23 protein-coding genes are annotated in these 26,379 nt (G+C 44.1%); 6 read left to right on the top strand and 17 right to left on the bottom strand.

The annotated features are described in order from the left end of the window. The 3 genes from WBA23_RS01350 to WBA23_RS01340 form a co-directional block, all read right to left on the bottom strand. Positions 1 to 1,140: hypothetical protein (locus WBA23_RS01350; protein ID WP_424580436.1), on the bottom strand; the 1,140-nt coding region annotated here is incomplete at its 3' end. Between the two features lie 59 nt (positions 1,141 to 1,199). Further along, positions 1,200 to 2,513 (bottom strand): aminotransferase class V-fold PLP-dependent enzyme, encoded by a 1,314-nt coding sequence (locus WBA23_RS01345; protein ID WP_424580435.1) that lies wholly within the window; start codon positions 2,511 to 2,513, stop codon positions 1,200 to 1,202. A 125-nt stretch (positions 2,514 to 2,638) separates the two neighbouring features. Beyond that, positions 2,639 to 3,847: an FAD-dependent oxidoreductase gene (locus tag WBA23_RS01340; protein ID WP_424580434.1), complete on the bottom strand. Its 1,209-nt coding sequence runs from the start codon at positions 3,845 to 3,847 to the stop codon at positions 2,639 to 2,641. Positions 3,848 to 3,947: 100 nt separating this feature from the next. On the opposite strand from WBA23_RS01340, the gene WBA23_RS01335 reads away from it, so the two are divergent. From WBA23_RS01335 to WBA23_RS01325, 3 genes are all read left to right on the top strand, one after another. After that, positions 3,948 to 5,444: a sulfatase gene (locus WBA23_RS01335; RefSeq protein WP_424580433.1), complete on the top strand. Its 1,497-nt coding sequence runs from the start codon at positions 3,948 to 3,950 to the stop codon at positions 5,442 to 5,444. A gap of 3 nt (positions 5,445 to 5,447) precedes the next feature. Further along, positions 5,448 to 6,128: a TrmH family RNA methyltransferase gene (locus tag WBA23_RS01330; protein WP_424580432.1), complete on the top strand. Its 681-nt coding sequence runs from the start codon at positions 5,448 to 5,450 to the stop codon at positions 6,126 to 6,128. Between the two features lie 94 nt (positions 6,129 to 6,222). Further along, positions 6,223 to 7,062, top strand: a complete 840-nt coding sequence (locus tag WBA23_RS01325; protein WP_424580431.1) for a metallophosphoesterase — start codon at positions 6,223 to 6,225, stop codon at positions 7,060 to 7,062. A gap of 32 nt (positions 7,063 to 7,094) precedes the next feature. Here WBA23_RS01325 and WBA23_RS01320 read toward each other — a convergent pair whose 3' ends face one another. After that, entirely contained in the window at positions 7,095 to 7,442 is a 348-nt protein-coding gene (locus tag WBA23_RS01320) for a DUF6713 family protein (RefSeq protein WP_424580430.1), read from the bottom strand. 458 nt (positions 7,443 to 7,900) lie between these two features. Between WBA23_RS01320 and WBA23_RS01315 the strand changes: the two genes are divergently transcribed. Together WBA23_RS01315 and WBA23_RS01310 are read left to right on the top strand one after the other, a co-directional pair. Further along, positions 7,901 to 8,461 carry a CIA30 family protein gene (locus WBA23_RS01315; protein WP_424580429.1) on the top strand — a complete coding sequence of 187 codons (561 nt, stop codon included), beginning with the start codon at positions 7,901 to 7,903 and terminating at the stop codon, positions 8,459 to 8,461. A gap of 117 nt (positions 8,462 to 8,578) precedes the next feature. Then, positions 8,579 to 9,175 (top strand): peptidylprolyl isomerase, encoded by a 597-nt coding sequence (locus WBA23_RS01310; protein ID WP_424580428.1) that lies wholly within the window; start codon positions 8,579 to 8,581, stop codon positions 9,173 to 9,175. A gap of 688 nt (positions 9,176 to 9,863) precedes the next feature. Here WBA23_RS01310 and WBA23_RS01305 read toward each other — a convergent pair. The 13 genes from WBA23_RS01305 to WBA23_RS01245 all read right to left on the bottom strand — a co-directional run bounded on the left by WBA23_RS01305 (position 9,864) and on the right by WBA23_RS01245 (position 24,629). Beyond that, on the bottom strand, positions 9,864 to 10,502 hold the full coding sequence (locus tag WBA23_RS01305; protein WP_424580427.1) for a hypothetical protein: 639 nt from the start codon (positions 10,500 to 10,502) through the stop codon (positions 9,864 to 9,866). Positions 10,503 to 10,877: 375 nt separating this feature from the next. After that, on the bottom strand, positions 10,878 to 12,290 hold the full coding sequence (locus WBA23_RS01300; protein ID WP_424580426.1) for a DUF1501 domain-containing protein: 1,413 nt from the start codon (positions 12,288 to 12,290) through the stop codon (positions 10,878 to 10,880). 34 nt (positions 12,291 to 12,324) lie between these two features. Then, positions 12,325 to 15,324: a PSD1 and planctomycete cytochrome C domain-containing protein gene (locus WBA23_RS01295; protein ID WP_424580425.1), complete on the bottom strand. Its 3,000-nt coding sequence runs from the start codon at positions 15,322 to 15,324 to the stop codon at positions 12,325 to 12,327. Between the two features lie 72 nt (positions 15,325 to 15,396). Next, a complete protein-coding gene (locus WBA23_RS01290) occupies positions 15,397 to 16,572 on the bottom strand; it encodes a sialidase family protein (protein ID WP_424580424.1) in 1,176 nt (391 codons plus the stop codon). 46 nt (positions 16,573 to 16,618) lie between these two features. Beyond that, entirely contained in the window at positions 16,619 to 17,611 is a 993-nt protein-coding gene (gene fbp / locus WBA23_RS01285) for a class 1 fructose-bisphosphatase (RefSeq protein ID WP_424580423.1), read from the bottom strand. Positions 17,612 to 17,757: 146 nt separating this feature from the next. Continuing rightward, positions 17,758 to 18,903 carry a DNA polymerase III subunit beta gene (gene dnaN, locus WBA23_RS01280; protein WP_424580422.1) on the bottom strand — a complete coding sequence of 382 codons (1,146 nt, stop codon included), beginning with the start codon at positions 18,901 to 18,903 and terminating at the stop codon, positions 17,758 to 17,760. 233 nt (positions 18,904 to 19,136) lie between these two features. Then, positions 19,137 to 19,967 carry a translation elongation factor Ts gene (tsf, locus tag WBA23_RS01275; RefSeq protein WP_424580421.1) on the bottom strand — a complete coding sequence of 277 codons (831 nt, stop codon included), beginning with the start codon at positions 19,965 to 19,967 and terminating at the stop codon, positions 19,137 to 19,139. Between the two features lie 237 nt (positions 19,968 to 20,204). Then, entirely contained in the window at positions 20,205 to 20,990 is a 786-nt protein-coding gene (gene rpsB, locus WBA23_RS01270) for a 30S ribosomal protein S2 (protein ID WP_424580420.1), read from the bottom strand. A gap of 29 nt (positions 20,991 to 21,019) precedes the next feature. Further along, entirely contained in the window at positions 21,020 to 21,406 is a 387-nt protein-coding gene (rpsI, locus tag WBA23_RS01265; RefSeq protein ID WP_424580419.1) for a 30S ribosomal protein S9, read from the bottom strand. Positions 21,407 to 21,424: 18 nt separating this feature from the next. Beyond that, positions 21,425 to 21,874 (bottom strand): 50S ribosomal protein L13, encoded by a 450-nt coding sequence (gene rplM / locus WBA23_RS01260; protein WP_424580418.1) that lies wholly within the window; start codon positions 21,872 to 21,874, stop codon positions 21,425 to 21,427. A 102-nt stretch (positions 21,875 to 21,976) separates the two neighbouring features. After that, a complete protein-coding gene (locus tag WBA23_RS01255; RefSeq protein ID WP_424580417.1) occupies positions 21,977 to 22,693 on the bottom strand; it encodes an RluA family pseudouridine synthase in 717 nt (238 codons plus the stop codon). Between the two features lie 140 nt (positions 22,694 to 22,833). Beyond that, a complete protein-coding gene (locus WBA23_RS01250; protein ID WP_424580416.1) occupies positions 22,834 to 23,925 on the bottom strand; it encodes a sensor histidine kinase in 1,092 nt (363 codons plus the stop codon). Positions 23,926 to 23,939: 14 nt separating this feature from the next. Further along, positions 23,940 to 24,629, bottom strand: a complete 690-nt coding sequence (locus WBA23_RS01245; protein ID WP_424580415.1) for a response regulator transcription factor — start codon at positions 24,627 to 24,629, stop codon at positions 23,940 to 23,942. Between the two features lie 235 nt (positions 24,630 to 24,864). Between WBA23_RS01245 and WBA23_RS01240 the strand changes: the two genes are divergently transcribed. Then, a partial coding sequence (locus WBA23_RS01240) for a valine--tRNA ligase (RefSeq protein WP_424580414.1) occupies positions 24,865 to 26,379 on the top strand: 1,515 nt, incomplete at its 3' end.

Genomic DNA, 26,379 nt, shown 5'->3' with positions numbered 1-26,379 from the left:
AAATAATTGTTGAGGAGGTGGGGGTGCTGATTCTGGCAAATTGCATAAAGCCAACTGATCCTCGCTTAGTGCTCGCTCATCACCCTGATAGCGAGCCCACTCGGCAAACCATAGGTGCTCACCCTGCAACTCGTCTCGCAACAGGCTGCGATTACTATTTCCCTCCACGATACTCACCCCTAAAATACCACGTGAAGAAATTTCAGCGCGGGTAGTAATCAGTTTGGCATTTACACTTCCGTACACTGGCTTCTTCACCGTACGACTTGTTGAGCTGAGTGTCTCAATATCTCGGGACACGGTACGTTTTTTAGGACGTTGAGCCGCTACTTCAACCTCACCGACCTTCACACTATCCCTGGTAACCGTTTCTTCCTTCTGATGGGTATGAGACTGGCCAACTACAAAATCTTCAAATTGCAGACGAAGTACATGGTCAGGATAATCTAATTGCTGACGTTGAGCTTTTCGAGCATCGTAAAAAGCAATGAATTGATTTCTTCGCTCATAATTACGCAGGAAATCACTCACTTGGTCGTAAAAGAAATCAGCACTCACTTGGTAGTAGCGAGAGGGCACCGAGCGTGGTTCTACCAATATTTTTAATGTTCCGGCATCCTGAGCCTCCGCTAGTTTTTGGGTAACATTTTTGTAGCGAGCCACATAATCCTGGGCCTGCTGGTAGTGAAAATAAGCTTGTCGGGCGCTTTCAATCGTATTTTCCCGCATAGCCTGTTCTCCAGCCTGATACTGCTCCGCCGCTGCTTTGTTTTTTACTTGTCCGTATTGCTGATGAAAAGACTGTGGGCGAGAAATTATTTCACGGGCGGAAGGTGATGATCTAATGGCATCGTACATCCCATTTAACTGCCGGTAATTATCCGCGGCCACGCTCCACTGAAAGTCATCATTAGTGTGCTTAGCCTGATTAATATCGCTCAATAGCTGTTCTACTGCTAATGGATACGCCTGACGCAGGGCAGCCTGAGCTTTATTATTTCTGGGGCTTCTACGCAGTTTATCGGTAGCCTTTAGCACAGCCTCGTAGTAGTTGCCTCTCTCCAGTAGTTTTTTGCTGGATGAGCACTGTACCGAAAGGGCTACCAGCATGGTGAACAGTAAGTAGTAAGCGACTTTCATAGCATAGTTGGAATTTGTTGAGTAAGTATATGCCAAAAGTGCGCCAAACTGGCTAATTGCTATCGCATGGTTTGTTTAGGTTGTTCGTTGGCGAAAGCTAATAGCGCGGCAACCAACCGATCTAAGTCTTTAATTTTAGTGTACACGTGCGGGGTAATTCGTACTCCGTTCAACGCCTCCCATTTTACAGGGCTGGCGTGGATTTTATATTCTTTGAATAATCGGTTGTTTACGTCAACCGCGTCCATTCCTTCAATACCTACGTTGCATAGTGCCCCGGAAAACTCGGAAGAAAGCGGAGAATTAATCCGAATGTTAGGGTGATCTTTTACTTGGTCTACCCAGTAGCGTTTGAGATAATGTAGGCGAGCTCGCTTTCGCTCGGCCCCAATTGCATTATGAAAATCGATGGCCTGACCAATAGCTTGTTCGGGGGCAAACGAACGAGTTCCCAGACTTTCAAACTTACGGATATCGTCGCGTTCGGGTGCATGATCGGGGATAAGTGGCCAGAGATCAGCGATTTTTTCTTTCTTCACGTAGATCATGCCCGTACCAAAAGGGGCGCACAACCATTTATGTAAGCTGGTGCCGTAGTAGTCACAACCTAGTTCTGGAATATTAGAATCAACATGGGCAAAAGCGTGTGCTCCGTCAACTACCGTGCGAATGCCTCTCTTTCGGGCTTCCGCACAAATCTTCTTGGGAGGCACAATCTGCCCCGACCAGTTCACTAATTGAGTAATATGAATCAGTTTGGTTTTAGGAGTAATCGCTTCCAGATAACGGTTAACGATGGATTCTTCGTCTTCCATGCCAATATCCAGTGTAATCCAGTTTAGAGTAATGCCATCTCGTTTTGCTCGTTGCTTATAGGCATTAATCATGTTAGGATAATCGTACTTGCTCAGTATTACTTCGTCGCCCTCTTTCAAATCGAGCCCAAAGATAATAGTATCCAGGGCCTCAGTGGCATTACGGTTGATCGCGACTTCTTCGGGTGAGCATCCGGCTACATCGGCCAGCTTCATACGTAAAGATTCCCGCCCCTGATCCAGAATACGCCACATGTAATAGGATGGGGCTTCGTTGGAAAGATGGTAGTAACGATCAACGGCATCTTGCACAACTTTGGGTTGTGGACTGACTCCGCCGTTGTTCAAATTAATAATATTGGGCGAAACAGTATACGCTTGCTGTATACCTCGCCATAGGTCTTCATCCGAAGCTACTTCTTCAGCAGATAGCTGATTGAGCTGAAGTAGTGATTCAGAGAGTTCTTCTGCCCGTAAGTGAGTAACTAGTGGGGTCAAGGATAACGCACCGCTGGTTCCAGCCAGTTTTTTCAGAAAAGATCGTCGTAGGTTGGACATGTTTATAAATTGGGTTTTAGGTTTTGGCTGTACTTATGTTTTCTGGTGTTCATGTATTCATGTAATTTTGAACACTTGAACACTTGAACACTTGAACACTTGAACACTTGAACACTTGAACACATTTACGTGTACATTTCATCAGCTACTTCTTTTATTGACAGCACCATGCGTTCGGTATCTTCCCGCGATGGTGTGGTTTCCCAACTGCCCATTTTATGGGTTCCGCCTACAACAATACCATCTTTTCGATTAATGGTGTAAGCACCGCGAGTAGCTATTCGGTAATTTACTTCTTGCTGCGGAATAACAAACGCTAACTGCCCAGCAATAGGCATCAAATGAGGGTCATCCGTCAGGCGTTTAGCTCCAATACCTGTACAATTAACGATGCAGGTTTCAGGCAAAGCGTCCAAATCCTCCAGTCGTTTAAATTCCTGAACTTTTACCGTTCCACCAAATCGCAGAAAATCATCAGTGTACAATTTAAGCAAAGAGGGAATATTAAATACCATTGAAGTTCGCCGGTAAACTACGGGAGCTCGGAAAGGGTGCTCTTTATCAGCGAGGCGTTTGGGCTTGGGGAGCACTTGCATAAAAGAATACTTTTCGTTAGTAGGAAGGTCACCGTGGGGTGGGGAAGCTGCCTCTTGCCGAACATCGTAGCTATCAGTCCATACAACTAAATTGCCCAGCCCCAACAAGTTTTGAAACGACAAGAAAGAAGTTTGATGCATTTGTTTAAACTGCTGAAAGAAATTGTCATTTACTTTATTAGAATCAATCAGGCGATGAGCGGGCGACCAGGTTCCGGTAGCTTTACTAGAGGTAATATCCGGGGCCATCTCTCTCGTGTAGATAGTTACTTCGTAGCCTCGCCGCTGCAACGCTCGAGCGGTTGTCAATCCAATCACTCCGCAGCCAATAACAGCCACTTTTCGGGCTGAACTCGGGGGTAAAACCATTGCATCAGTAGCACTTGAAACAAGTGATATTTTTGAAGCCCAGGAAGAATCTACTAAGTTAGTAGCTAATTCTGCTGAACCCCAGGAGAGCGACCAGCCGCTTCCACCGTGACCGTAATTATGCACTAGTGTCTTACTTCCCAACGTCTCTTTTTCTATTCGGGGGCCAATAGTGCGGTAGGGGCGCAAACCCACAGTTTCTTTTACCACTCGGTCTAGCGAGATGCGTAGTTTGGGTAGGTATCGAGAGGAATATTGTATATTAAGTTGCTTTTCAGCCAGACGAAGGGCCGACGGAGCACAAGAAGCTATTCCTAAAGTAGCTCCGGCAACTACCGATTTCTGAAGAAAAGACCGCCTATTAATCATAATATGATATTTTATTTTATAAAAATTTAAAATACAGAATAAAATATTGATTAAGAAAGTGATAAGGAATTAATATCAAAAACGGATCAAAAAACAGAAGATGAAAACATTCGCTCTACAGCTAACCTCACTAACGCTTATTCTTTTGCCCCTATTGGGCTACTCTCAAAAACCTAATGTTCTATTTATTATTGCTGACGATTTAAACACACGAATTGGCCCGTATATGGGTATTAGTGAGCACACTCCTAACTTAAGCCGATTGGCTAACGAGGGAGTGAAATTTGATCGGGCCTATTGTCAGTTTCCTCTTTGTGGTCCATCTCGGGCTTCGCTAATGAGTGGCCTCTATCCGGAAACTAGCGGAACCCTGAATAACGTTGATCAAATCGGCAGCTACCGGGCGGCTAATCCCCAGTTAGCCAATCACCCGTCGATGGCAGGGTTCTTTCGGGAACAGGGCTACTTTACAGCTCGGGTTTCTAAGATTTTTCATATGGGAGTACCGGGGGGTATTGAGCAGGGAAGTGCTGGGGGCGATGATCCTGACTCTTGGGATTACGCATACAACGTGATGGGTCCAGAAACCCTGAGCCGGGGAGAGTTGGAATTACTATCGCCAAAGGATCTGCACTACGGCAGCAACTTTGCTAAAATGATGGTGCCCGATTCGCTAGATTTTACCCAAACCGATTATCTAGCAGCCAGCCAGGCTATCGCTATTTTAGAAAGTCGGGCAGCTTCAGTAGCCGAAGATGCTCAGAATAAGGTGAAGCTAAAACCGGATTCTCCTTTTTTCTTATCAGTAGGGTTTGTACGACCGCACGTACCGTTAATTGCCCCTGAAAGCTACTTCACGCCTTATCCGTGGCAGGAAGTTACGTTGCCAGAAGTTGCCGGACTCGACCAAGTTCCACCAAGAGCACTAACCCGGCAGAATGATAAAATCTGGGGAATGAGTGAGCGACAACAGCAGGAAACTATTGCGGCGTATATGGCTAGTGTCCGGTTTATGGATGCTCAGGTTGGGCGATTATTAGCGGCGCTGGATCAACTAAATTTGCGAGAAAACACAATCGTTGTATTTGTTTCTGATCACGGATATAATTTAGGCGAACACGATTGCTGGTCGAAGGTAAGTTTATGGGAGGGAAGTGTGCGGGTTCCGATGATTATTTCGGCCCCGGACGATCGGTTTAACCAGAACCGTGGTACCAGTTGTGAAGCTACCGTAGAATTGATTGACTTGTATCCGACTTTATTGGATTTGAGTGGCTACGCCCCGCAACAACCCGCGATTTTGCAAGGAAAAAGCTTGGTGGAATGGTTGGAGGATAGCAATCATCAATCAGACGATGAGCACCATGCCTATACCATTTCTTACGAAGGAACGGCCGCCTCACTAAAAAGAGGTGAATGGCGATACACTCGTTGGGGTGACGAGACCGAAGGCAGCAATGAAGAATTATACCACCACGCTTCTGACCCCGAAGAGCATCATAACTTGGCAAACGACCCAAGCAAGCAAAAAGCTTTAGAAGAGATGCGGGAGAAGTTTAACCAAGTGAAGCAAGAAGTGCAAGCGGCACTACCTTAGCTAATGGATGAATCGCAAAAACTTTATCAGTACTTATCCAAATTTCTATCAGAATCGCGTATGCAGCGGTTTGAGGAGGTGCTCCGTTGGCGAACGCGCCATTTTACGGTAGCGGTGGAGGATATTTATCAGCAACACAACGCCAGTGCCATTATCCGCACCTGCGATTGTTTGGGCATCCAGGATATCTCTATTATGGAACGAGGCAATGAATTTAAGTTAGCCCAAGGTATGGCGCGGGGTGCCGAAAAATGGATAGACGTTCATTACTACTCAGAGCCACCACTGACAAATAGTGTTACCGCTTGTTTAGACAATCTGAAAAGCCAAGGCTACCAAATTGCTGCGGCTGCTCCGCATTACGCTCAACAAAATCCTCAGTCATTTGATATTCAGGTACGAACAGCATTTTTCTTAGGACACGAAAAGCGCGGCTTATCTGAGGAAGTGATTGACCGGGCTGACCAACGGATTGCTGTCCCCGCTTTTGGCTTTACCGAAAGTTACAACGTATCAGTAGCTGCGGCTTTGCTTCTGTATGAACTTATTGCTCGCTTACACCAGTCTACCAAGATCAACTGGCAGTTAAGCGAAGCCGAAAAGAGGGCAAAACGGATTGACTGGGCTAAAAAGAGTATTCAGAACGTAGAAAAGATACTAGAACGCTACGAAGGTAATGACTGATGATCAGTAGAAGTTGTTAGAAAGAAGCTACACTCATTCATCATTATTTGCTACCTTGATCAATCATTACTCATTCGTCATTAATTATTATAAAATGGTAGTAGAACCTATATTTTCTTTTGGAGTTATTGCAGATGTGCAGTACTGCGATTGCCCCCCTACCGAAGTTCGGTTTTACCGTAAATCTACTGACAAATTGGAGGAATGTCTCACTATGCTCAATAAGCAAGATTTGGCCTTTACTTTAGATGTGGGTGATCTTATTGATCGCGACTATCCAAGTTTTGAGATTATTCTACAAGAGTACCAGCAAGCGAAAGCCCAGATTTATCGTACATTGGGTAATCACGATTATTCGGTAGAACCGGAGTGGTTAGCTGACGTTCCCAAGCGGATTGGATTGCCCGCTTCCGGCTATTACGATTTTGTACATGATAACTGGCGGTTCATCGTACTTAATGGTACCGAAGTAAGTACCTACGCCCATCCACCGGGTAGCGAAGCCTTTCAGCAAGCAGAAAAACTTATGGAGGAACTAGAAAAAGAGGGTAAATCTTGGGCGAAGCCCTGGAATGCCGGAGTAAGTAATCAGCAGCTCCGCTGGTTAGAGCAAAGGCTAAAAAAAGCCCGACGGGCCAACCAAAAAGTAATTGTAATGGGACATTATCCTCTCTATCCCGAAGACCCGCACAATTTATGGAATGCCGAAGAAGTCATCACAGCCCTGGAGCAATCGGGTAACGTTATGGCATATTTCAACGGGCACAACCATGCCGGAAACTACGGTCAGAAGAAGGGCATTCACTACCTCAACTTCAAAGGAATGGTGGATACCCCCGACCAAAACACTTTTGCTGCGGTACATGTGCATACCGACCATTTACAAGTGCAGGGCTTCGGTCGGGAAGATTCACGGGAGCTGGGTTTTGGGTAAATCGATTCTCCCGATAAATAGAACAAACTGCTTTATTTCATCAACAAATCTAGACCACCACATAAAGCTGCTCCGATAATAATAGACCAGGAAATCCAGTCTTCAAACTCATTTTTCTTGTGCAGCAAGAAAAGTAAATGAAGAAACATGTGCACAACTAGGAAGATATCAAAACTACGAATAAACTTCTGATTTCCTTGCTGAATCTCCCAGAGAATCCAGTAGAATAGTGGAATATGCAGAAATATAAAGGTGATCATACCCCACTGGTTATTAAGCAGCGATAATCCGGGAAAGATACGCCACTCTCGGCACCGGATGGCATCCATTTCGTGCATTAAGATTAGAGCAGCACCCAACAGAAAAAAATCAATATTCATGAGCTTAAATATAGGATAAAATCTAAGGCTTAGTCTCGATAAGTGATCAGAAGATTTGATGGTTAAGGATTTAATCTCGCTCAATAGGCTAGTTAGTATTTCCGATGAATACATAGCAAGGTATTTTTCGGCAAATTGGCAACTACTTAGTGAGAATGATAATCGTTCTGAAGCAGAAGAATTGGCTGCATTCAAAAGATTTGTAAATGACTGATGGCGTACAATCTATCTTCGAAATTTATTTATGCGAGCTAAATTCTGCCTCAGGCTATGAAGAATAACGGAGGCTAGTCTCCGATATGCAATTAGTTGCCAAAGAAAATTAGAAGAAGAGGTAACTAGAACTGGTTTAAGATGTATCTTTTAAAATTGTCAGAGAAATTGAACAATTACTAGATAATTGAATTTATAACTGCATGCGAATGCTAGTAATTTTTTCAATCTTAGTTATATCTTGTATGTCCAATCCAAACAAAAATATTGATTCTTATAGTACTGATCACGAAAATGCAAAATCTGATTCGAGCAGAGTGCTTTACAGCTTCCCCGAACAAGGTAAAGGCAAATGGCGCGTACAAGATGATGTCGTTATGGGTGGCCGCTCCGACAGCAAACTCAAGGTTACAGCTAAAAATTATGCGCATTTTTCTGGTCGCGTTTCTTTAGAAAATAATGGTGGTTTTTGCTCAATCCACCAAACTGTAGAAGAAGATCCTTATGTAATCGCTGAAAAATCAGTAGCTTTTATATTGCTTTTAAAAGGGGATGGCAAAAAGTACAACTTCCGAGTTAGAACACCCAATGGGCGTCATTCTTACGGTTTTACTTTTCCTACTAAAGGCAATGGTGAATGGGAAACCATTTCTATCCCATTTAATACGATGGAAGCTAAGTACCACGGCGAATCAGTAGAAGTACCTAATTATGCAGGAGAAAATATCGTAGAAATGCAATTGTTGATAGGTAACAATAAAGAAGAAACCTTCGAAATATTGATAAAATCCATAGCTGCTGCTTAATTTAGATACTTCGCCAAAACTCTAATTATAAGTGGTTTAGAATTCAGTCAGCAGATAGTAGTTCTAAGCCATTTTCTTGATTTAGACTAACACCAGATAAGATTAATTTTTAAGACAATGGCCAAACCCTTCGTAGCCTCAATAATCATGATAGTTGCTTCCTGTACCGCCCCGCAAAAGGAAGTAGCTACCTATCAAGTTGGGCAGATTGTTACGACCCACGGAGAAATGTTACTTTGGTTATATGACGAAACGCCCGTGCATAGATCAAGTTTCATAGAGCTAGCGAGTACTGGCTATTGGGATAGTTTGAGCTTTAATCGAGTCATAGAAGATTTTGTCATTCAGGGCGGTTGCCCTGATACCCCCGAGGGGTTTAGCGAATCTCCTTATTTGTTAGACCCAGAATTTAAGGAAGAGCTGAAGCATGTATACGGAGCAGTGGGAGCGGGAAGAGATAATAACCCGGAAAAGCTATCCGCGGGCTGTCAATTCTATATTGTTCACAACCAAGAGGGAATCCCTCGGTTGGATGGGAACTATACCGTATTTGGTCAAGTGTTCAAAGGGCTGGAAACCCTAGAGAAAATTGCCACGCTAGAAACTGATTCATTAGACGCTCCCCTTGAAGTGGTCGATATAGATGTAAACATCATTGAACTTACTGAAGCGCAGCTACAAGAAAATGGCTTTGAGATAAAGCAAGACTCATAGTAGCCGATGATAGATTGGCTAGTAAGTTGTCTCTGAATAACTGTAATACAGTAATGAGCTACTTGCAAAGGTGGATGCAACTAAATTCTTTTCTAATACTTACAATTGCTCGGCCTACAGTTTTTAGCTTGGCGTTAGCGGCAACTCTGAATCCCCATCATAACGCATGAAGCTAAATTTTTGGGATATTCTATTAATAGACAGAATCCTTTAGAGCTTTTTAAGCTTCCTCTAGTTAGAAATATTTCTAGCTAGAGGTTTCCATTGGTAATCGCTATTCTATGGGAATAGGTTATTTTCTGGGGGGAGTTTTTAGGCGCCCTTTATCGGGTATAGCTTGAGGCTCAATATCATCGGACTGACAAGATACTTGAAGTAGAGGTAATACAACAATACAGGCGATCATGGCGATGGATTTCATCTTTTTCATAAGGCAGTCTTTTTGTTTTTGTTTACTCAAAACTACTTGAATATGCCCTAATGACAAAATTATTATTTGCTACCTAGACTACTAATTATGTAGTAAAAATGTCACTTTGTTAAAAAATTAATACAACGTATGGTATTTAACAAATATGACTCAATATCCACAAAAGATAGAACAAGCAAAAATGTAATAGCCGATTTCCTGAATTACATAATCTTGTATGTAGTATCTTCGCTAAATTTGCATACAGATAGAATAACTTTACTGAAGACCTTCGTACTTTTTAGCAATATATTCTACTGATTGTTTTAAGTCTTCCAACTCTCGGAGGGCGTGTTCTCTATATGGTTCCTTCATATCGGAGATGCGCATCAGACCTTCAAGGCGGCATATGGAACCTAGGAAACGGCTATGGTGCAGATCATAAATTATATCTTCGCACTCCGCTTTATAATCGTAACCGGGCTTTGCATGATTTTGTATATAAAACAGAAAGGTTGCCAATAAAGCAGTAATAACGGCTGTTACAAGTATATCAAAGCTGAGCGAAGTAGACGCCGTAAGTGGAAGCGTGCTAAAGGACATAAAAACCCCGTAAGCTACTAACGTTAAAGCTAAGATCTGAAGTCCTAAGTCTTTGCGGCCTACAATGAGGAACCAGGCTACCCCAATTATTACAAATATGAACTGAGTAGTAAACGTAAAGACAAATACATCCAGATAATCGTAGTGACGGAAAGGAATATCAATTGGTATTGCCTTCCATAAATTACCTACCAAAGGAATCATAGCTACTAGTAAAAAGGCAGCACGCTTCCGTTTATCATTAAATGTAAATTTAAGGCTGGTTTGAACATAGCTCCAGGGTAAGGGTAGGGTTCGAGCTGTTTTAACTTCCATATTTTTACTAATTAATTAAATTGCTAAAATACTTACACAAGTTGTCTAATAGCCTATAAAAATATAAAAAATTTCTAAATAATCTCAATTATACGTCATAATTGGAAAATACTAAATTGGCAGCTATTGATGAAAAGAAGTAAATATAGCTTGTTGTCAACCTTTCGTGTACTTCATGTATCTACCAAATAGAGTTTCCGCACTGAAATAGGCTGTTTGCCTTTTTAGCTTGTAAACAAAGATTTAAATTTCGGCTACTCTAGTGAATAAATTCAAGAGCTATTTTTACCATACGAACACAGAACCTGCAAAATTTAGTGAAGTACAGCAAGGTGAAAATTGTAATATATAGACAGCTCTGTAGAACGAATTCTCTTAGGCCAGAACATCGTGCATTACGTGACCGTGGACGTCGGTGAGGCGTATGTCGCGTCCGCTAAAGTGGAAGGTGAGCTGTTCGTGGTGAATGCCAAGTAGATGTAGCATGGTGGCGTGTAAATCGTGAATGGTTACTTTGTTTTCTACCACTCGATAGCCGTATTCATCGGTCTGTCCGAAAATGGTTCCCCCCTTAATCCCCGCACCCGCCATCCACATACTAAAGGCTGAAGGGTTATGATCCCGACCATTGGTTCCCTGAGCAAAAGGAGTACGACCGAATTCTCCGGTCCAGATCACCAATGTTTCGTCCAACAATCCGCGACTTTTTAAATCTTTCAATAATCCGGCAATGGGCTGGTCTACCGCGTGGGCATTTCGTTCGTGTCCATCTTTCAAATTATTGTGCTGATCCCAGCGGTCAGCTTTTACGCTGGGGCAGGTTAGCTCTACAAAGCGAACGCCCCGCTCTACCAGCCGTCGGGCTAGTAAACATTGCGCTGCATAGCCTTGGGTATGCGGATCATCTGACTCAAAGCCGTACAGCTTCTTAGTAGCTTTGGTTTCAGAGTCAAACTCGGTGAGTTCGGGTACTGAGGCTTGCATCCGGTAGGCTAACTCATAATTAGAGATGGCCGACTCTACCGCATCGGCTTCCCCAAGTTTGCCAATTAAGCTTTGATCTACCTGCTTTAGGTAATCCAGCTTGTGGTTTTGAACAGCCGGGTCGTCCAGCGGTTTGATGTTCGCCAGCGGTACCGCTTGCCCTTTTAGCACCGAAGCCTGATAGGAAGCCGGAAGAAAGCCACTATTGAAATTATCTAGCCCGCCGGGGGGTACCAAACCACCGTTTAGCACTACGTAGCCCGGCAGATTATCGTTTTCGCTGCCTAGCCCGTACGTAACCCAAGATCCCATGCTGGGGCGACCTTGTAGGCCACTGCCGGTATGCAAGAAGTAGTTCGCATTGGTATGCTCAGGAAATTCTGAAGTCATTGATCGCACTAGCGCAATATCATCTACGCAGGTAGCAACGTGAGGAAATAGTGCACTAACTGGCATCCCACATTCGCCGTACTGCTGGAAGTCCCAAGGGCTTTTCAGAATTTTACCAATATTATCAAACTGGGTGTTATCTACCTTAAACTTTTTGTACGGGTCTTCACCGTTCTCCTGCGCCAGACGAGGTTTAGGGTCAAAGGAATCTACCTGAGAGACACCACCATCCATATACAGAAAGATAACATGCTTGGCTTTCGGAATGTAGTGAGGGTTTGTGCCTGATATTACTTTAGAGAGCGATAATTTTTCCACTTTCTGACAAGCGGCACCCAGCCCTCCGAACAAACTAACAAACGCCAATGAACCAAAACCACTGCGACAGGTTCCCAGCATTTGTCGGCGGCTCATAGGTTGATGGACAGTATGTCGGCTACCACTCATATCAGATAAGATAGATAAATTCCTTCATGTTAAAAATAGTGTGGCAGTAATCTTTCCAAACCGTTACAGAGGTGCTTATGTCTTTGGTCTGATGTATTTCGGCCTGCTGCTTCAGAAAGGCTACAGCCCGAGTTACTTCCTCTTTCCGAGCGGGGCGAGCAAAGGCCCACAAGTATATCTTTTCAATACGCTCCTGGATATCCAAATTGGTTTGAACCACTACCCGCTCAGCCATACGTTCGGCTTGCTCCAGTACTAGCGAGTCATTCATCAGCATTAGCGATTGGGCGGGAACGTTAGTCGCGTTTCGTTTGCCAAAGGTAGAGAACGGAATGGGGCGGTCAAAGGTGAGCATCATCGGTGAGAGGAAGTTTCGGCGGACTTCCAGATAGATACTTCGTCGTCCATTGCCATCCAACGGACCTGATTCTCGCGGTCGCCCACGCCCTTGCATAAAGTCGGTGAGGTGCACTGGAATGGATGGCCCAAACTGGGTAGAATCTAATTCTCCCGAAACCATCAGCATTCCGTCGCGAATAGCTTCAGCTTCTAATCGGCGTAGTGAATAACCAGATAAAAGAAAATTTTCCGGATCTTGAATTGCTACTAAAGAATCAGTAACAACGGCTCGCCGAAAAGTATTGGACATGGCGATATACTTAATCATATCCTTGATAGAACCTTTCTGCTGCTGAAACTTCACTGCCAGATAGTCTAGTAGAGCCGGGTGCGTTGGCAGCTTGCCCTGCAAACCGAAATTATCGACGGTTTCTACAATACCTCGTCCAAATAGATGATGCCAGAGACGATTTACTAGCACTCGGGCGGTGAGTGGGTTATCAGGATTTGTAATGGCTTTGGCCAGTGCCATACGGTCGCTTCCTCCGGAAGTAAAAATCATTCCATCTTCGGAAAGGCTAGTGAGAAAGCGGTGCGGAACTTGCTCTTTGCTCAGCGTTTTCGGGTTTCCCCGAACGAATACCGGACTGTTAATTTGAAACCCCTCGGTGATTCCGGTAAAGTAGGCTGAGTCAGCGAGTGATTGAGACAACCTAGTTCGCTGTTGTAATAAAGAATCAATCCCAGCCGAAGGCAATCTAATCGGGTTTTGTTGCAGGCGTTGATTAAGATACTGAATATCAGTGGCCGAACTTTGTCCTTCCACCCAGCGATCAATGGTAGCGTGTAGGTTTTGATTAGGTGAACTTGCTAATAGCGGGGGTGGGGGAAGTTTATCATTATATGCTTGAGCGTAGGCAACTTCTAGGTAAGCCTCCGAGGGTAGCTGGTAACGTTGGCGTTCAAAGTAGCCGGGAACCATTTCTAGGTAGGCAGTATGTCCTTTCCAGGGCGAAAAGTCTACGGTATAATTTTGCCATTCAGGTTGATCCACCTTCATGTCTAGCTCCCCGTAAATCGGATTCTGAATGAGCTGAAAGTTATCAATAATTACCCGAATAGATGATTGACTACCCCGCGCTCGTACCGTAATGAAATCTTCAGTAATAGTGAAGTTGGGAGAGCGAAGTGCGCCTACAATTCCAGTGTTGATTAAACGGCTAGAAGCATAGCCCGCGGAAAGGCGAGTGAGTTGCTGATTATTGGAGTTAAAATGTGGTTGGCCTAATGTAGTTTGTTGTCCGAACGCTAATCCACTACTTTGCCAGTCAGCTAAGTCGCCATCTCTAAAGTCGCCCAATACTTTGTAACCCGAGTTAGTATTAACTGTAGGCTCTTGTCTACTAGCGGTTTGTATTGGTACGGGCGTTTCTTCTAGCCAAGCTTGAGCAGTTAATTTGCGAATTTCTTGTTTAATATTGTTTAGCTCGGCTAAGTTCTCAACTTTTTCTAAGGTAAGATTAGCATCGGTCATACTGAACCGGCTGCTCTTCATAATGCCGTAGAGCGCGTAATAGTCAGTAGTGGGAATAGGGTCAAACTTATGGTCGTGGCAACGGGAGCAAGCTACCGTAAGTGCCTGGAATGTTTTGGTAGTAACATCAATCATGTTATCAACCCGCTCCGACTCATCAATGACCAAGTCTACTGGACTGTGTTTCCCTTCGGTCATCGTGAGGAACAGCGTACCCAGTTGAGATTCATTCCGTCCACTCTCCTTATCCCAGCGAGGCGATGCCAGTAAATCTCCTGCCAATTGTTCCTTAACCAATTGTGGGTACGGGATATCTTGATTAAACGCCCTAATCAGGTAATCGCGGTACTGCCAGGCACCGTGTACTGGGTAATCAAATTCGTGGCCTTTAGTTTCAGCGTAGCGGGCCAAATCCATCCAATGCCGAGCCCAACGTTCGCCAAACTGTGGACTGTTTAGATACTGATCTACTAGCTTTTCGTATGCATTGGAGCTGGTATCGCTAACAAACGTTTCAATATCGGTAGGGTGGGGTGGTAATCCGGTAAGCACGTAGGCCAAGCGGCGGATCTGCGTGTACTTACTGGCGATAGGAGCAACAGGTAGCTGCTGTTCTTCCAATTTGGCGATAACAAAAGCGTCAATTTCATTAGCAATTTCTTCTCGGGATTCTACTTTAGGCACCTCTGACTCAGTAGGTTTAATAAATGCCCAGTGTGGTTTCCACTCGGCTCCCTGATCGACCCACTTCTCCAGAATAGCTTTTTCCCGCTCACTTAAACTGAGGTTGCTGGCAGGGGGCGGCATCACTTGATCGGGGTCGCTGCTATTGATACGATGAATGACTTCACTCTGGCGGGAATGCCCGGGCTTAATGGCAAAAAGATCACCTTCTCTTAGAGCAGTTGCGGCCTCAAAAATATCTAACCGTAAATCAGCTTCGCGACTGCTAGAATCAGGGCCATGGCAGAGGTAGCAATTCTTGACTAAAATAGGGCGCACATGAAAGTTGAAATCAACCGTTTGCGGTAAAGCAACCGAAGAAGGTTCGGAGCACTGGTTGAACAAGGCCACCGATAGAAATAGGACAGCAGCTAGTAAGAACCAAGTTGTTCCGTGTGTTTTCATGCAAATAAAATCGCAACAGTGGAGTATTCTCTAATATAGTGATATCTGACTGAGGCTACAAACGAGGCTCAATCACTCAATCTCTAGAATAGTACCCGCAATATGACGCAGTCCATTATCCTGATTGAAGTAGTAAACGACCAGCACGTATTTCTCATCTAGCAGTACCGACCAGGGGTAGCCTAAATCGCTACCTCCTCCGTCTTCCCGCAAAATAATTTCTGGTGCAGTAGCAAAGTCAGTACATTCAGCATTTAAAATGCGGGCACGAATGCCATAAGGTTCAGTGCGGTATCCGTAGGTGAGTAGAACCTGATTGTTGGGTAGTCGGAGAGCATGCTGGGGATAGCCCTGAAAACCCATGCTCTGCCAAGCACTGAAACTTTTGCCACCGTCGGTTGAACGGGCAATTGCCGCTTGTCCACCTAAATTAGCGGTGCGCAAAAAAGCTACTAAGTCGCCGTTAGGTGTTTCGTACAGAGAAGTTTCATTGAATGCTACTACAGAATCGTGGGCAATGGGACTTGCGTATTTCCAGGATTGTCCGGCATTGTTAGAAGTCAGTAGATGCGCAGAAGTTCTGGAAAGGTGAGCAGTATCTTCTGCTACGGCAACTGCCCAGAATAGTACTCCAGCTTGGCTTTCCCAAAGTGCCCCGCGATTATAAGCCGGAAGAGATTGACCTAATGCATCCCTACGGACCTCAACCGAAGGGCTAGGTGGATAATTGGCTTCGCTCCACGTGTAGCCATTATCTTTTGAGTGGAGCGTATAACCTCCTAGAAAAACAGCGTTATCAGTAACTTTTAGTTGGGCTGGATTCAGTTGCTCTATCCTTTTAGGGCGCAGAAAAGCCCAACCGTAGCTAGTGCAAAGTAGGGTTCCATCGCGTTTAAGCAACAGACAGGGATCTTGAGAGCCACCGAACGGGTGGGCGTACAGTAGGGAAGGTTCTTTGGGCCAACTTTCTCCATCGGTAGAACGAAGGGTAACTAAATAACTATTTGGATCAACGTGATCATTTCCTGATTCACCGAATATTCGGCGATTAGGTGCCCGCCTAAAAGCTAACAAATACTCTCCGCCAGGCAACTTTGCGATAGAAGGAAAACTAGAGTAGTAAAGGCTATCCTGGTAGATTAGAATGTCTTTGACCTTACGAACGCTGGGTATGCTGTCTACTTCAGAGGCGAACCCAGCGGTTACTAATGAGCAAAAGAAAATAAAGTAAAGAGATATAGAACGCAATGCAATAAGAATATAGCTGCTATATCTGGTCAATTCCAATTTTCGATTACGAAATCATTCCCAAACACATATCCACTAAATTGGCAGAGCCGATGTACAGGGGAGTTCGCTGGTGAAAGTCCTTAGGAGGAATATCGAGAATGCGTTGTTTGCCATCGCTGGCTTTACCACCGGTTTGCTCCACAATCATTGCTAGAGCATTAGCTTCGTACATAAGTCGTAGTTTTCCGTCGGGATACTTCGGAAATGCAGGGTAAATGTAAATACCACCTTTCAGGAGGTTGCGGTGCACATCTGTTACCAGCGATCCAGCGTAGCGAGCCGTCAATTTTTGATCTCGGCAATACTCAACAAACGAATGCAATTCGTCAGTCATCTCATTCCAGTACCCATCGTTGATAGAATAGATGGTTCCGTCGGGTATACATTTAATATTGGGATGAGATAAAAAGAACTCACCAATGGTAGGACCATGGGTAAATCCATTTACGCCTCGGCCCGTCGTGTATACCAGCATGGTAGACGAGCCATACAGTACATAACCAGCTGCTACCTGGTCTCTACCGGGTTGTAAAACATCCTCCTTCGTCACTTGACTACCCTTTTCACTTTTGCGCCGATAGATAGAAAATATGGTCCCGACAGACACATTTACGTCAATATTACTACTGCCGTCCAGCGGGTCCATCGCTACCAGGTAATTAGCATCCGGATTAATAGTGATTAAATCCGGCTCTTCTTCGCTAACCAGGGCGCAAACTTGCCCTCCGTTAGTCAGAGCTCGTTTGAATCGGATGTTAGCCACTACATCCAGTTTCTGCTGGGCTTCTCCCTGTACGTTTTCAGTACCAAAGGCTCCTTCTAAATCCAGCAGCCCCGAACGGGTGATTTCTCGGTTTAGTATTTTGGCAGCTAAACCAATATCACGCAGCAATTGAGAAAGCTCGCCGGTAGCGTACGGGAAAGAATCTTGATCGCGCTTGATAAAACGATCAAGCGTAACTCCTACGGGTTTTCCTAAGTCGGGGGTAGTTGCCATAGATTGTTGTAATGGTGTATTTAGGTGTTGTGGTTATAGTATTAGTATAAGAATTTAAAGTTCTGAGTTAAAACGGAAGGGTTCAAAACTCAAAATGCTACGTGCTGTACGGCAGTTACTTGAACACCAAAACACCTGAACACGTTTTATACATAGTTACTCAGCATAACCGGCATTACTAGCATCAACACTTCTTCGTTTTCATCTTTTTCGCTAGGAACAATTAGTCCAGCTCGATTGGGTTGAGAAAACTTAAAAGTGACTTCTTCTGAATCGATGTTGTTGAGCATTTCAATTAAGAACTTAGCATTGAATCCAATTTCTAAATCTTCCCCAGGATGGTCGCAGGGCAGCGTTTCGTTGGCTTCGTTGGAGAAGTCTAGATCTTCAGCTGAGACATGAAGCTTATTGCCATCCAGTTTCAGACGCACTTGATGCGTGGTTTTGTTCGCGTAAATCGCAATGCGCTTGAGAGAACTTAAAAAATCCGGACGATTAATCGTCATTTCATTCTGGTTGTCCTGCGGGATTACGTTTTCGTAATCGGGGTACCGCTCATCGATCAAGCGACAGACCATCTGAATATTGGCTCCGGCAGTTCCTGAAAATTGGAAGAATGCATTAGAGGCATTGTAGCGCATACTAACTTCGGTATTTTCTGAAGGTAATACACTTTTCAGTAGGTTCAGCGCTTTTCGCGGCACAATAATCGAGGATTTTCCGGCTACGCCACCCGAGACATCGGTGCGACGGTAACGTACTAGTCGGTGTCCATCGGTGGCTACAAATGTGCTTCCTTGACCATTTAAGTTGATAAATACTCCCGTCATGGCGGGTCGTAGTTCGTCGGCACTGGTAGCAAACAGGGTGTTACTTACGGCGTGAGCCAGCACATCGGCAGGTACTTCTACTGTATTTCCATCTTCTACCGCTGGTACTTTTGGAAAGTCGGTAGCATTCTCGCCCGAAAGACGGTAGTGCCCGTTTTCTGAATGAATTTCTATATTATAAGAAGCTTCATCAATCGTAAATGTAACTGGCTGTTCGGGAAGGTTTCGCAGGGTTTCAATAAGTATTTTAGCCGGCACCGCAATGCTACCCCGCTCCTGAGCATCCACTGCCAGCTCAGTCATAATGGTGGTTTGTAAATCAGAGGCAGTTATTTTCAAGGTGCCGTTCTGAATTTCGCATAAAAAATTTTCCAGAATCGGAACAACCGGGTTAGAGGCAATTACACCGTTGATAGCGGAAAGCTGCTTAAGCAGGGTAGAAGAGGAGACAACAAATTTCATAGGACAGTTGTACTTAAAGTAAGTTGCAAATCAGTATGCTGCGTATATCTACCGGAGAAAAGTCCGGAATAACCCTGGAACATATCCGGGGCGGGGAAAACTAGAGAGTAAATATAAAAATTTATCTGAGAACCTAACGGGCTGAATCTTTATTTTATTCTTTGTAGAAAGCAAAAAGCCCAACCGGGTAGGGATGGGCTTCCAATTGCTAAAATAAGTAGTAGAAGATGTGCTTATGCACTTACTGAAACTCGCTTAAATTTGCTCACCTTCATTCCTTTATTTACACTATCTAAATACTGAGAAACATTCATGCTGGTGTCTTTCACAAAGGCTTGGTGTACCAAGGTATTATCTTTAAAGAATTTCTTCAGTTTACCTTGGGCAATTTTGTCTAAAATATTCTCAGGCTTACCTTCAGCTTTTGCTTGTTCGCGACCAATTTCCAGTTCGCGATCGATGGTTGATTGGTCTACTTCGCTCTCGTCTAAGGCGACGGGACTCATTGCGGCAATCTGCATCGCTACATCTTTTCCTGCTTCTTCGCCTTTTCCATCGGTATTTTCCAATGCTACCAGTACGCCTAGTTTTTTATTGGCGTGAATGTAGGGAACTACGAGTTCGCCACTCATCATTTCGTAAGCACCGATATCAATTTTCTCGCCGATTTTACCCACCAGTTCGGTTAGCTTTTCAGCTACGGTCAAATCGCCGAGCTTTAGCCCTTTTAATTCTTCGGCTGAAGCTGGTTTCTCTTGAAAAGCCAAATCAACGATGCCATCGCCAATACTTAAAAATTCGTCATTTTTCGCTACAAAGTCAGTCTCGCAATTTAAAGATACGAGTACTGCTTTGGTTTGGTCTTCGCTAGTTTTTATAAATACTACGCCCTCACTGGTCTCTCGGTCGGAGCGAGAGGCCGATACTTTTTGGCCTTTTTTTCTGAGTATTTCAATTGCTTTATCAAAATCGCCGTCGGCCTCTACCAGTGCCTTTTTGCAGTCCATCATGCCGGCTCCGGTCATCTGGCGAAGTTTGTTCACTTCTTGTGCAGTAATTGCCATAGTTATATAGATTTCTGGTGAATAATTAATACTAATGAAAAATTGATAATTGAAAGTTGAAAATGGACAGCACTTAGTGCCCAGTTAACAATACGTTGTTGTATATCACTATTTACTTCAATGTGCCGTACAACACATGATTTAGGGCAAAAGAAAAGAACATTGACCAGCCTAGCTCATTAAGAGCTGATTATGATCAATGTTCTGAACGTATATAAAAATATTTATACCGTTTTTTTAAGAAGCAGATTCTTCCTTCTTCGCTTCTTCTGGCTTCTCATCAGCTTCGCGCTTCTTAGCTTCCTCTTCCTTCAACTTGGCTTCTTCCTTCTGCTGCTTACGTTCTAATAATCCTTCTTCTATTGATTTGCCTACGTGCTTAACGATCAGTGATATTGATTTGAACGCATCATCGTTCGCCGGAATTGGATGTTCAACCTGCGTAGGGTCTGAGTTAGTATCCACCATTGCAATAACCGGAATATTCAGCTTATGTGCCTCTTTAATTGCAATGTGCTCACGCTTAATATCTACGACAAATAAAGCTGCTGGTAGGCGCGATAGATCGGCAATTCCGCCTAGAATGCGCTCCAGCTTTTCTTTTTCGCGAGTAAGCATTAACCTTTCTCGCTTCGCTAGGTTTTGGTAAGCCTCTTCTTTCATCATTTTGTCAATAGAAGAAAGCTTCCGTAACGACTTACGAATAGTAGAGAAGTTGGTCAGCATACCGCCCAGCCAGCGATTTGTAACGTAAGGCATCCGTAGGCGCTTGGCCTCTTCGGATACTACTTCCTGCGCCTGCTTTTTGGTAGCCACGAACATGATTTTCCGACCAGAACGCACAATATTTTTCACTGCATGAGAAGCTTCGTCTAATGAGGCTAATGTTTTGTTCAGGTCAATAATATGAATGCCGTTACGCTCCATAAACACGTAGGGAGCAATCTTCGGATTCCACTTACGAGTAAGGTGGCCGAAATGCACTCCAGCATCCAATAAGTCTTTATATTCTATATTTTCCATGAATGTCGATGTTAAAGGTGGTGAAGAAATTATCGTTTACTGAACTGGAAGGCCCGACGAGCTTTACGACGACCGTACTTCTTACGTTCAACCATACGCGGGTCGCGAGTAAGAAAACCTTCTTTCTTCAGCGGACTGCGGTGCTCCTCATTTATTTTAACGAGTGCCCGAGAAACCGCTAGGCGAATAGCTTCAGCTTGCCCTTTAGGGCCACCTCCACCGACATTTACACTGACATCATAATTGCTAACTTCTTCTATTAAAGTAAGTGGCTGCTTTACGATGGTTTGCAATATTTCTGAAGGGAAGTACGCAGCAATATCTTTATTATTTACCGTAACTGCGCCGCTACCAGATTTCATGTAGATGCGAGCTACTGAAGTTTTGCGTCTTCCAATAGTGTTAATTATATCCATAATTATAGTTCGTCAATGTTATTTAGTAAAGCTGATCTCCTTAGGCTGCTGCGCCTCGTGTGGGTGCTCGCTGCCTTCATATACAAACAAACTCTTGAAAATCTTTCGCCCCAGTTTGTTCTTCGGCAACATGCCGCGTACTGCCGATTCGATGACACGAGTAGAAGATTTTTGAATCTCCTGGCGAGGAGTAGAGAACCGCTGTCCGCCGGGGTAACCGGTGTGTCGGATGTACTGCTTCTGATCCATTTTTTTGCCGGTCAGAATCAAGTTATCCGCATTGATCACAATAACATTGTCTCCGCAGTCTACGTGAGGTGTGAAGCTGGTTTTGTGTTTACCGCGTAATATACGCGCCACTTCGCTGCACACCCGGCCTAACGGGGCTTCGCCCGCATCAACCACATACCACTGCTTTTCGATGGTCGATTTGTTGGCCGCTTGAGTTTTGTAACTTAAAATATCCAATTGTATAATTATTAAATAGGTAAAAGACCCCTCTCGTTAAAGAGGCGACAAAATTAGAGACTATTTACTTCCTAAACAACCCCTTCTGGACGTTAATTTTGGCTAGTATCGGTTTTTTTCGAGCTGTTTGAGTAAAACGGCAAAGTCCTTCGGATAAGGAGCTTCTATACAAACCCGTTCCTGATTTAAAAGTTCGATGTCCAAAGCTTGAGCGTGCAACGCCACCCGCCTAATTAACGGTAACTCTTCGGTATCTCGTTTCAAATTGTATTTCCGCTTGATAGACGATAAATAAAATGGTTTACCACCGTACTGCTCGTCGCCCACAATAGAAGCGTTTAGGCTGGCTAAGTGTACCCGAATTTGGTGCATACGTCCAGTTACAGGTTGGCACTCTACCAAGGTATGCTGTTTATAGACCTCTAATGTGCTGACTTCAGTTTGGGCTGCTTTCCCTCCCCGGTGACTGATACGCACGCTTCCTTTGCTATTAGCGTAGATCGGCAAATCTACCTGAACGTTCTGGAAATCATGAATTCCATCGCACACTGCGTGGTACACTTTCTTCACCTTGCGATGCTCAAATTGCATTGCCAAGGCTCGGTACGCTTCCGGATTTTTAGCAATTGCCAGTGCCCCCGAGGTTTCTTTATCTAACCGATGACCTACCTGAGCATCTTCGGTATGGCTCCGAGCCATCTCAATAATACTAAATGGATCGTTACGATCCTCTAACGTTGACAGATGCGAAGGCTTATTAATAATAATATAGTCCTGATCCTCATACAGAATCAAATCCTTGAATTGAATTTTTGCCATAGCGACTTAACACGGAGGAAAGGGAAATAGTTGAGCAATTTAGTGTTAGGGTGTTATAGTGTTTTGGTGTTCAGGTATTCCAATTTTTCGTTAAAGTCTACAAAGGCACAATAAACTATAGCACTTTAATACCAGTCAAGTTACTCTACTTCTTCTTCCTCGGGCTGAGGAGTTGCTGCTAGGGATGGGGAGAATTTGTCGCCTTGGGGTAGTATAAATGAGAAAGTAGAGCCATCGCCAACTTTGCTTTTAACCTGAACCTCTGACTTATGGGCCTCCACAATGTGTTTGACAATGGCTAGGCCCAGTCCGGTTCCTCCTTTATTTCGAGCTCGGCTTTTTTCTACCCGGTAGAAGCGCTCAAAAACGCGCTTAATATCTTCGGCTGGTATACCTCGGCCTTCATCTTGTACCACAATATCCACTCCTTCAGCAGTTTCAGTAAACGAGACGGTAATTGTTTTATCACCCTGTTTGGTGTACTTGATCGCATTGCCTACCAGATTGATCATCACCTGGTAAATACGCTGCCGGTCGGCGTACACGTAGGTTGCGGATTGTGTACTTTCTAATTTTAAGGCGATACCTTTTTTCTCGGCTTCTGATTCCAACTGATCGAATACCTCCTGTACTGTTTCTTGGATATTGAAGTGCTCGTAGTGCATTTTTATGCCTCCGGTTTCCATTTGGGACAGCGTAAGCAAGTCTTGCACCAGCAGGTCCAAGCCATCGAGACTACGGGCGGCTTTCTTCAAAAATTTCTTGCGGAGTTTAGGTTGTTCGGCAGCGCCGTCCAACAGAGTGTAGACAAAGCCTTGAGCGGCGAAAATGGGGGTTTTAAGTTCGTGCGACACATTAGCGACAAATTCGCGCCGAAACTCTTCCATTTTCTTAAGATCATTAATTTCTTTTTGCTTGTGAGCGGCGTAGTCTAAAATCTCTCGGTTAATCCGACGCAATGGATTGATCTTGCTTTCGGTTTCTTTTCCTTCTACAAACGATAAATCTCTGCGGCGCAATTTGTTAATCATTACGTAGATCTTATTGATTTCCTTAAAGACCAAAAAATCTAAAGTGACTTGAATAAGAATGTACGATGAAGAAAAAGCAAGTAACCAGCCTACCAGCAGAGCCTGATTTGAGACGCCCTCTACTAGTGACAGAAAAGCAGTGGTAACTAGCGCAATGGAAAACCCCAGCAGCAAGGCTACTCTTTTTGAACTAAAAAACATGCGGTGCTAACGTGTTATTCTTCCGACCCAAATTTATACCCAACTCCTTTGATAGTAACGATATAGTTACTTCCAATTTTTTCCCGCACTTTTCGGATGTGAACATCTACGGTGCGAGCTAATACGTATACGTCTGATCCCCATATATTTTGCAGAAGCTCGTCGCGGCTATGTACTTTATCCGGATTCTGAGCCAGATAGTACAGTAATTCAAATTCCTTCTTCGGTAAGCTGATCGGTTCATCTTTTATGACAACCATATAGCTAGAGCGGTCAATCGAGAGACCGTTGATATTAATTTTATTATTTTTCTTTCGTTTTTTTTCTTCCCGACGAAACATCGCGCTAATCCGGCTCATCAACGCGCGAGGTTTGATGGGCTTAGTAATATAATCATCAGCGCCTGTATCAAAAGCGGCTACCTCCGAGTATTCCTCTGAGCGAGCCGTTAAGAAAACAATGAAGGTGTTGTAGAGGTCAGGATTTTCGCGTAGCTGTCGGCAGGTTTCTACTCCATCTTGATGAGGCATCATAATATCTAGCAAAATCAGATCGGGAGTAAACTTAGCGGCTATATTAACGGCTTTTCTACCGTCTAAAGCAGTTTTCACTTTGTAGCCTTCCTTAGATAAGTTATATTCTAACAGATCGAGAATATCGGGTTCATCGTCTACCACAAGTATTTTGTGTTGCTTGGCTGACATAGATTTTCTGATTGATTAATTCAAAGATACAACAAAATAGGAGAATGAAAATGCTAACAGACTAGCTAAAAAGTAGATGGTTTCATATCAAACTAGTAGGGTGAAGGAAGTTGTTTATCTGAAGTACAGAGGCTGACAATGTACGTACGTGATTTTATCCAGTTTATCTTACAAATTTCTATCTTTGCGCCTCCTATAAAAAACTTAACAGTAAGCTTTAACCTTTTTAGGAACAATGGCACTCTCTAGTAAATATAATCCTCGCGAAGTAGAAGATAAGTGGTATCAGCAGTGGCTGGACAAGAAATTTTTTCACTCAGAACCACACCCTGATAAGGAATCTTATACTATTGTAATTCCTCCTCCCAATGTAACCGGAGTGTTGCACATGGGCCATATGCTGAACAATACGATTCAGGATGTGCTGATCCGTAAAGCCCGAATGGAAGGTAAAGCCGCCTGTTGGGTGCCGGGTTACGACCATGCTTCTATTGCTACCGAAGCAAAGGTGGTGGCGATGCTGAAGGAACGAGGCATTAATAAGCATGATTTGAGCCGTGAAAAATTCTTAGAATACGCTTGGGAGTGGAAAGAGAAATACGGTGGAATTATTCTGGAGCAGCTAAAAAAACTCGGAGCTTCCTGCGACTGGGATCGGACAAGTTTCACGATGGACGATCACATGACCGAATCAGTTATTAAGGTGTTTGTGGACCTGCATAACAAAGGGCATATTTACCGAGGCTACCGAATGATTAACTGGGACCCCCAGGCTAAAACTTCGCTGTCTGATGAGGAGGTGCTATATAAAGAGGTACAGTCTAAGCTCTACTATGTTAACTACCCAATTGAAGGGGAGGACGGATATGTAACCATTGCAACCACGCGGCCTGAGACAATATTGGGTGACACAGCCGTTTGCGTAAACCCAAATGACGAACGTTACCAGCATTTGCGAGGCAAACGAGTACTAGTACCATTGATTGACCGCTCTATTCCGATTATTGAGGATGAGTACGTGACGATGGAGTTCGGAACGGGCTGTTTGAAAGTAACTCCCGCCCACGATATGAATGACTACGAACTTGGGAAGAAACACGAGCTAGACACCATAGATGTAATTGCCGATGATGGCACAATGAGTGCTGCCGCGCAATTATTTGTGGGCGAAGACCGCTTCGTAGTAAGAAAGAAAATCGGGGAGCAACTAGAAGCTGAAGGGTTTATCCATAAAATTGAAGATTATCAGAATAAAGTAGGAGTTTCGGAACGTACCAGTGCAGTAATTGAGCCGAAACTTTCGGTGCAGTGGTTTGTGCGAATGGATGAACTGGTAAAACCCGCGCTGGCAAATGTGCTGAATGATAACGTTCAGTTCTATCCGGCCAAGTTTAAGAATATGTATCGCACCTGGATGGAGAATATCCAGAACTGGAACATCTCCCGTCAGCTTTGGTGGGGACAGCGAATTCCTGCCTATTACTTGCCCGAAGGTGAAATCGTAGTGGCTGAAACTGCGGAAGAAGCTCTGAAGTTAGCGCAGGAAAAATCGGGCAACGCTTCATTATCAATGGATGATCTGAAGCAAGATGAAGATGTGCTAGATACTTGGTTTTCGTCGGGTTTATGGCCAATTACGGTTTTTGATGGAATTCGGCATCCCGATAATGCGGAGATCAACTTCTACTATCCAACCAACGTGCTAGTAACTGCGCCTGAAATCATCTTTTTCTGGGTAGCCCGAATGATT

Source organism: Tunicatimonas sp. (assembly GCF_049647865.1).
Lineage (GTDB): Bacteria > Bacteroidota > Bacteroidia > Cytophagales > Cyclobacteriaceae > Tunicatimonas.
This window is presented reverse-complemented; position numbering and strand designations above follow the sequence as displayed.

Coding starts and splice junctions, on each gene's coding strand:
- WBA23_RS01345 (WP_424580435.1), bottom strand. CDS start 2,513: ATGTCCAACCTACGACGATCTTTTCTGAAAAAACTGGCTGGAACCAGC.
- WBA23_RS01340 (WP_424580434.1), bottom strand. CDS start 3,847: ATGATTAATAGGCGGTCTTTTCTTCAGAAATCGGTAGTTGCCGGAGCT.
- WBA23_RS01335 (WP_424580433.1), top strand. CDS start 3,948: ATGAAAACATTCGCTCTACAGCTAACCTCACTAACGCTTATTCTTTTG.
- WBA23_RS01330 (WP_424580432.1), top strand. CDS start 5,448: ATGGATGAATCGCAAAAACTTTATCAGTACTTATCCAAATTTCTATCA.
- WBA23_RS01325 (WP_424580431.1), top strand. CDS start 6,223: ATGGTAGTAGAACCTATATTTTCTTTTGGAGTTATTGCAGATGTGCAG.
- WBA23_RS01320 (WP_424580430.1), bottom strand. CDS start 7,442: ATGAATATTGATTTTTTTCTGTTGGGTGCTGCTCTAATCTTAATGCAC.
- WBA23_RS01315 (WP_424580429.1), top strand. CDS start 7,901: ATGTCCAATCCAAACAAAAATATTGATTCTTATAGTACTGATCACGAA.
- WBA23_RS01310 (WP_424580428.1), top strand. CDS start 8,579: ATGGCCAAACCCTTCGTAGCCTCAATAATCATGATAGTTGCTTCCTGT.
- WBA23_RS01305 (WP_424580427.1), bottom strand. CDS start 10,502: ATGGAAGTTAAAACAGCTCGAACCCTACCCTTACCCTGGAGCTATGTT.
- WBA23_RS01300 (WP_424580426.1), bottom strand. CDS start 12,290: ATGAGCCGCCGACAAATGCTGGGAACCTGTCGCAGTGGTTTTGGTTCA.
- WBA23_RS01295 (WP_424580425.1), bottom strand. CDS start 15,324: ATGAAAACACACGGAACAACTTGGTTCTTACTAGCTGCTGTCCTATTT.
- fbp (WP_424580423.1), bottom strand. CDS start 17,611: ATGGCAACTACCCCCGACTTAGGAAAACCCGTAGGAGTTACGCTTGAT.
- dnaN (WP_424580422.1), bottom strand. CDS start 18,903: ATGAAATTTGTTGTCTCCTCTTCTACCCTGCTTAAGCAGCTTTCCGCT.
- tsf (WP_424580421.1), bottom strand. CDS start 19,967: ATGGCAATTACTGCACAAGAAGTGAACAAACTTCGCCAGATGACCGGA.
- rpsB (WP_424580420.1), bottom strand. CDS start 20,990: ATGGAAAATATAGAATATAAAGACTTATTGGATGCTGGAGTGCATTTC.
- rpsI (WP_424580419.1), bottom strand. CDS start 21,406: ATGGATATAATTAACACTATTGGAAGACGCAAAACTTCAGTAGCTCGC.
- WBA23_RS01255 (WP_424580417.1), bottom strand. CDS start 22,693: ATGGCAAAAATTCAATTCAAGGATTTGATTCTGTATGAGGATCAGGAC.
- WBA23_RS01250 (WP_424580416.1), bottom strand. CDS start 23,925: ATGTTTTTTAGTTCAAAAAGAGTAGCCTTGCTGCTGGGGTTTTCCATT.
- WBA23_RS01245 (WP_424580415.1), bottom strand. CDS start 24,629: ATGTCAGCCAAGCAACACAAAATACTTGTGGTAGACGATGAACCCGAT.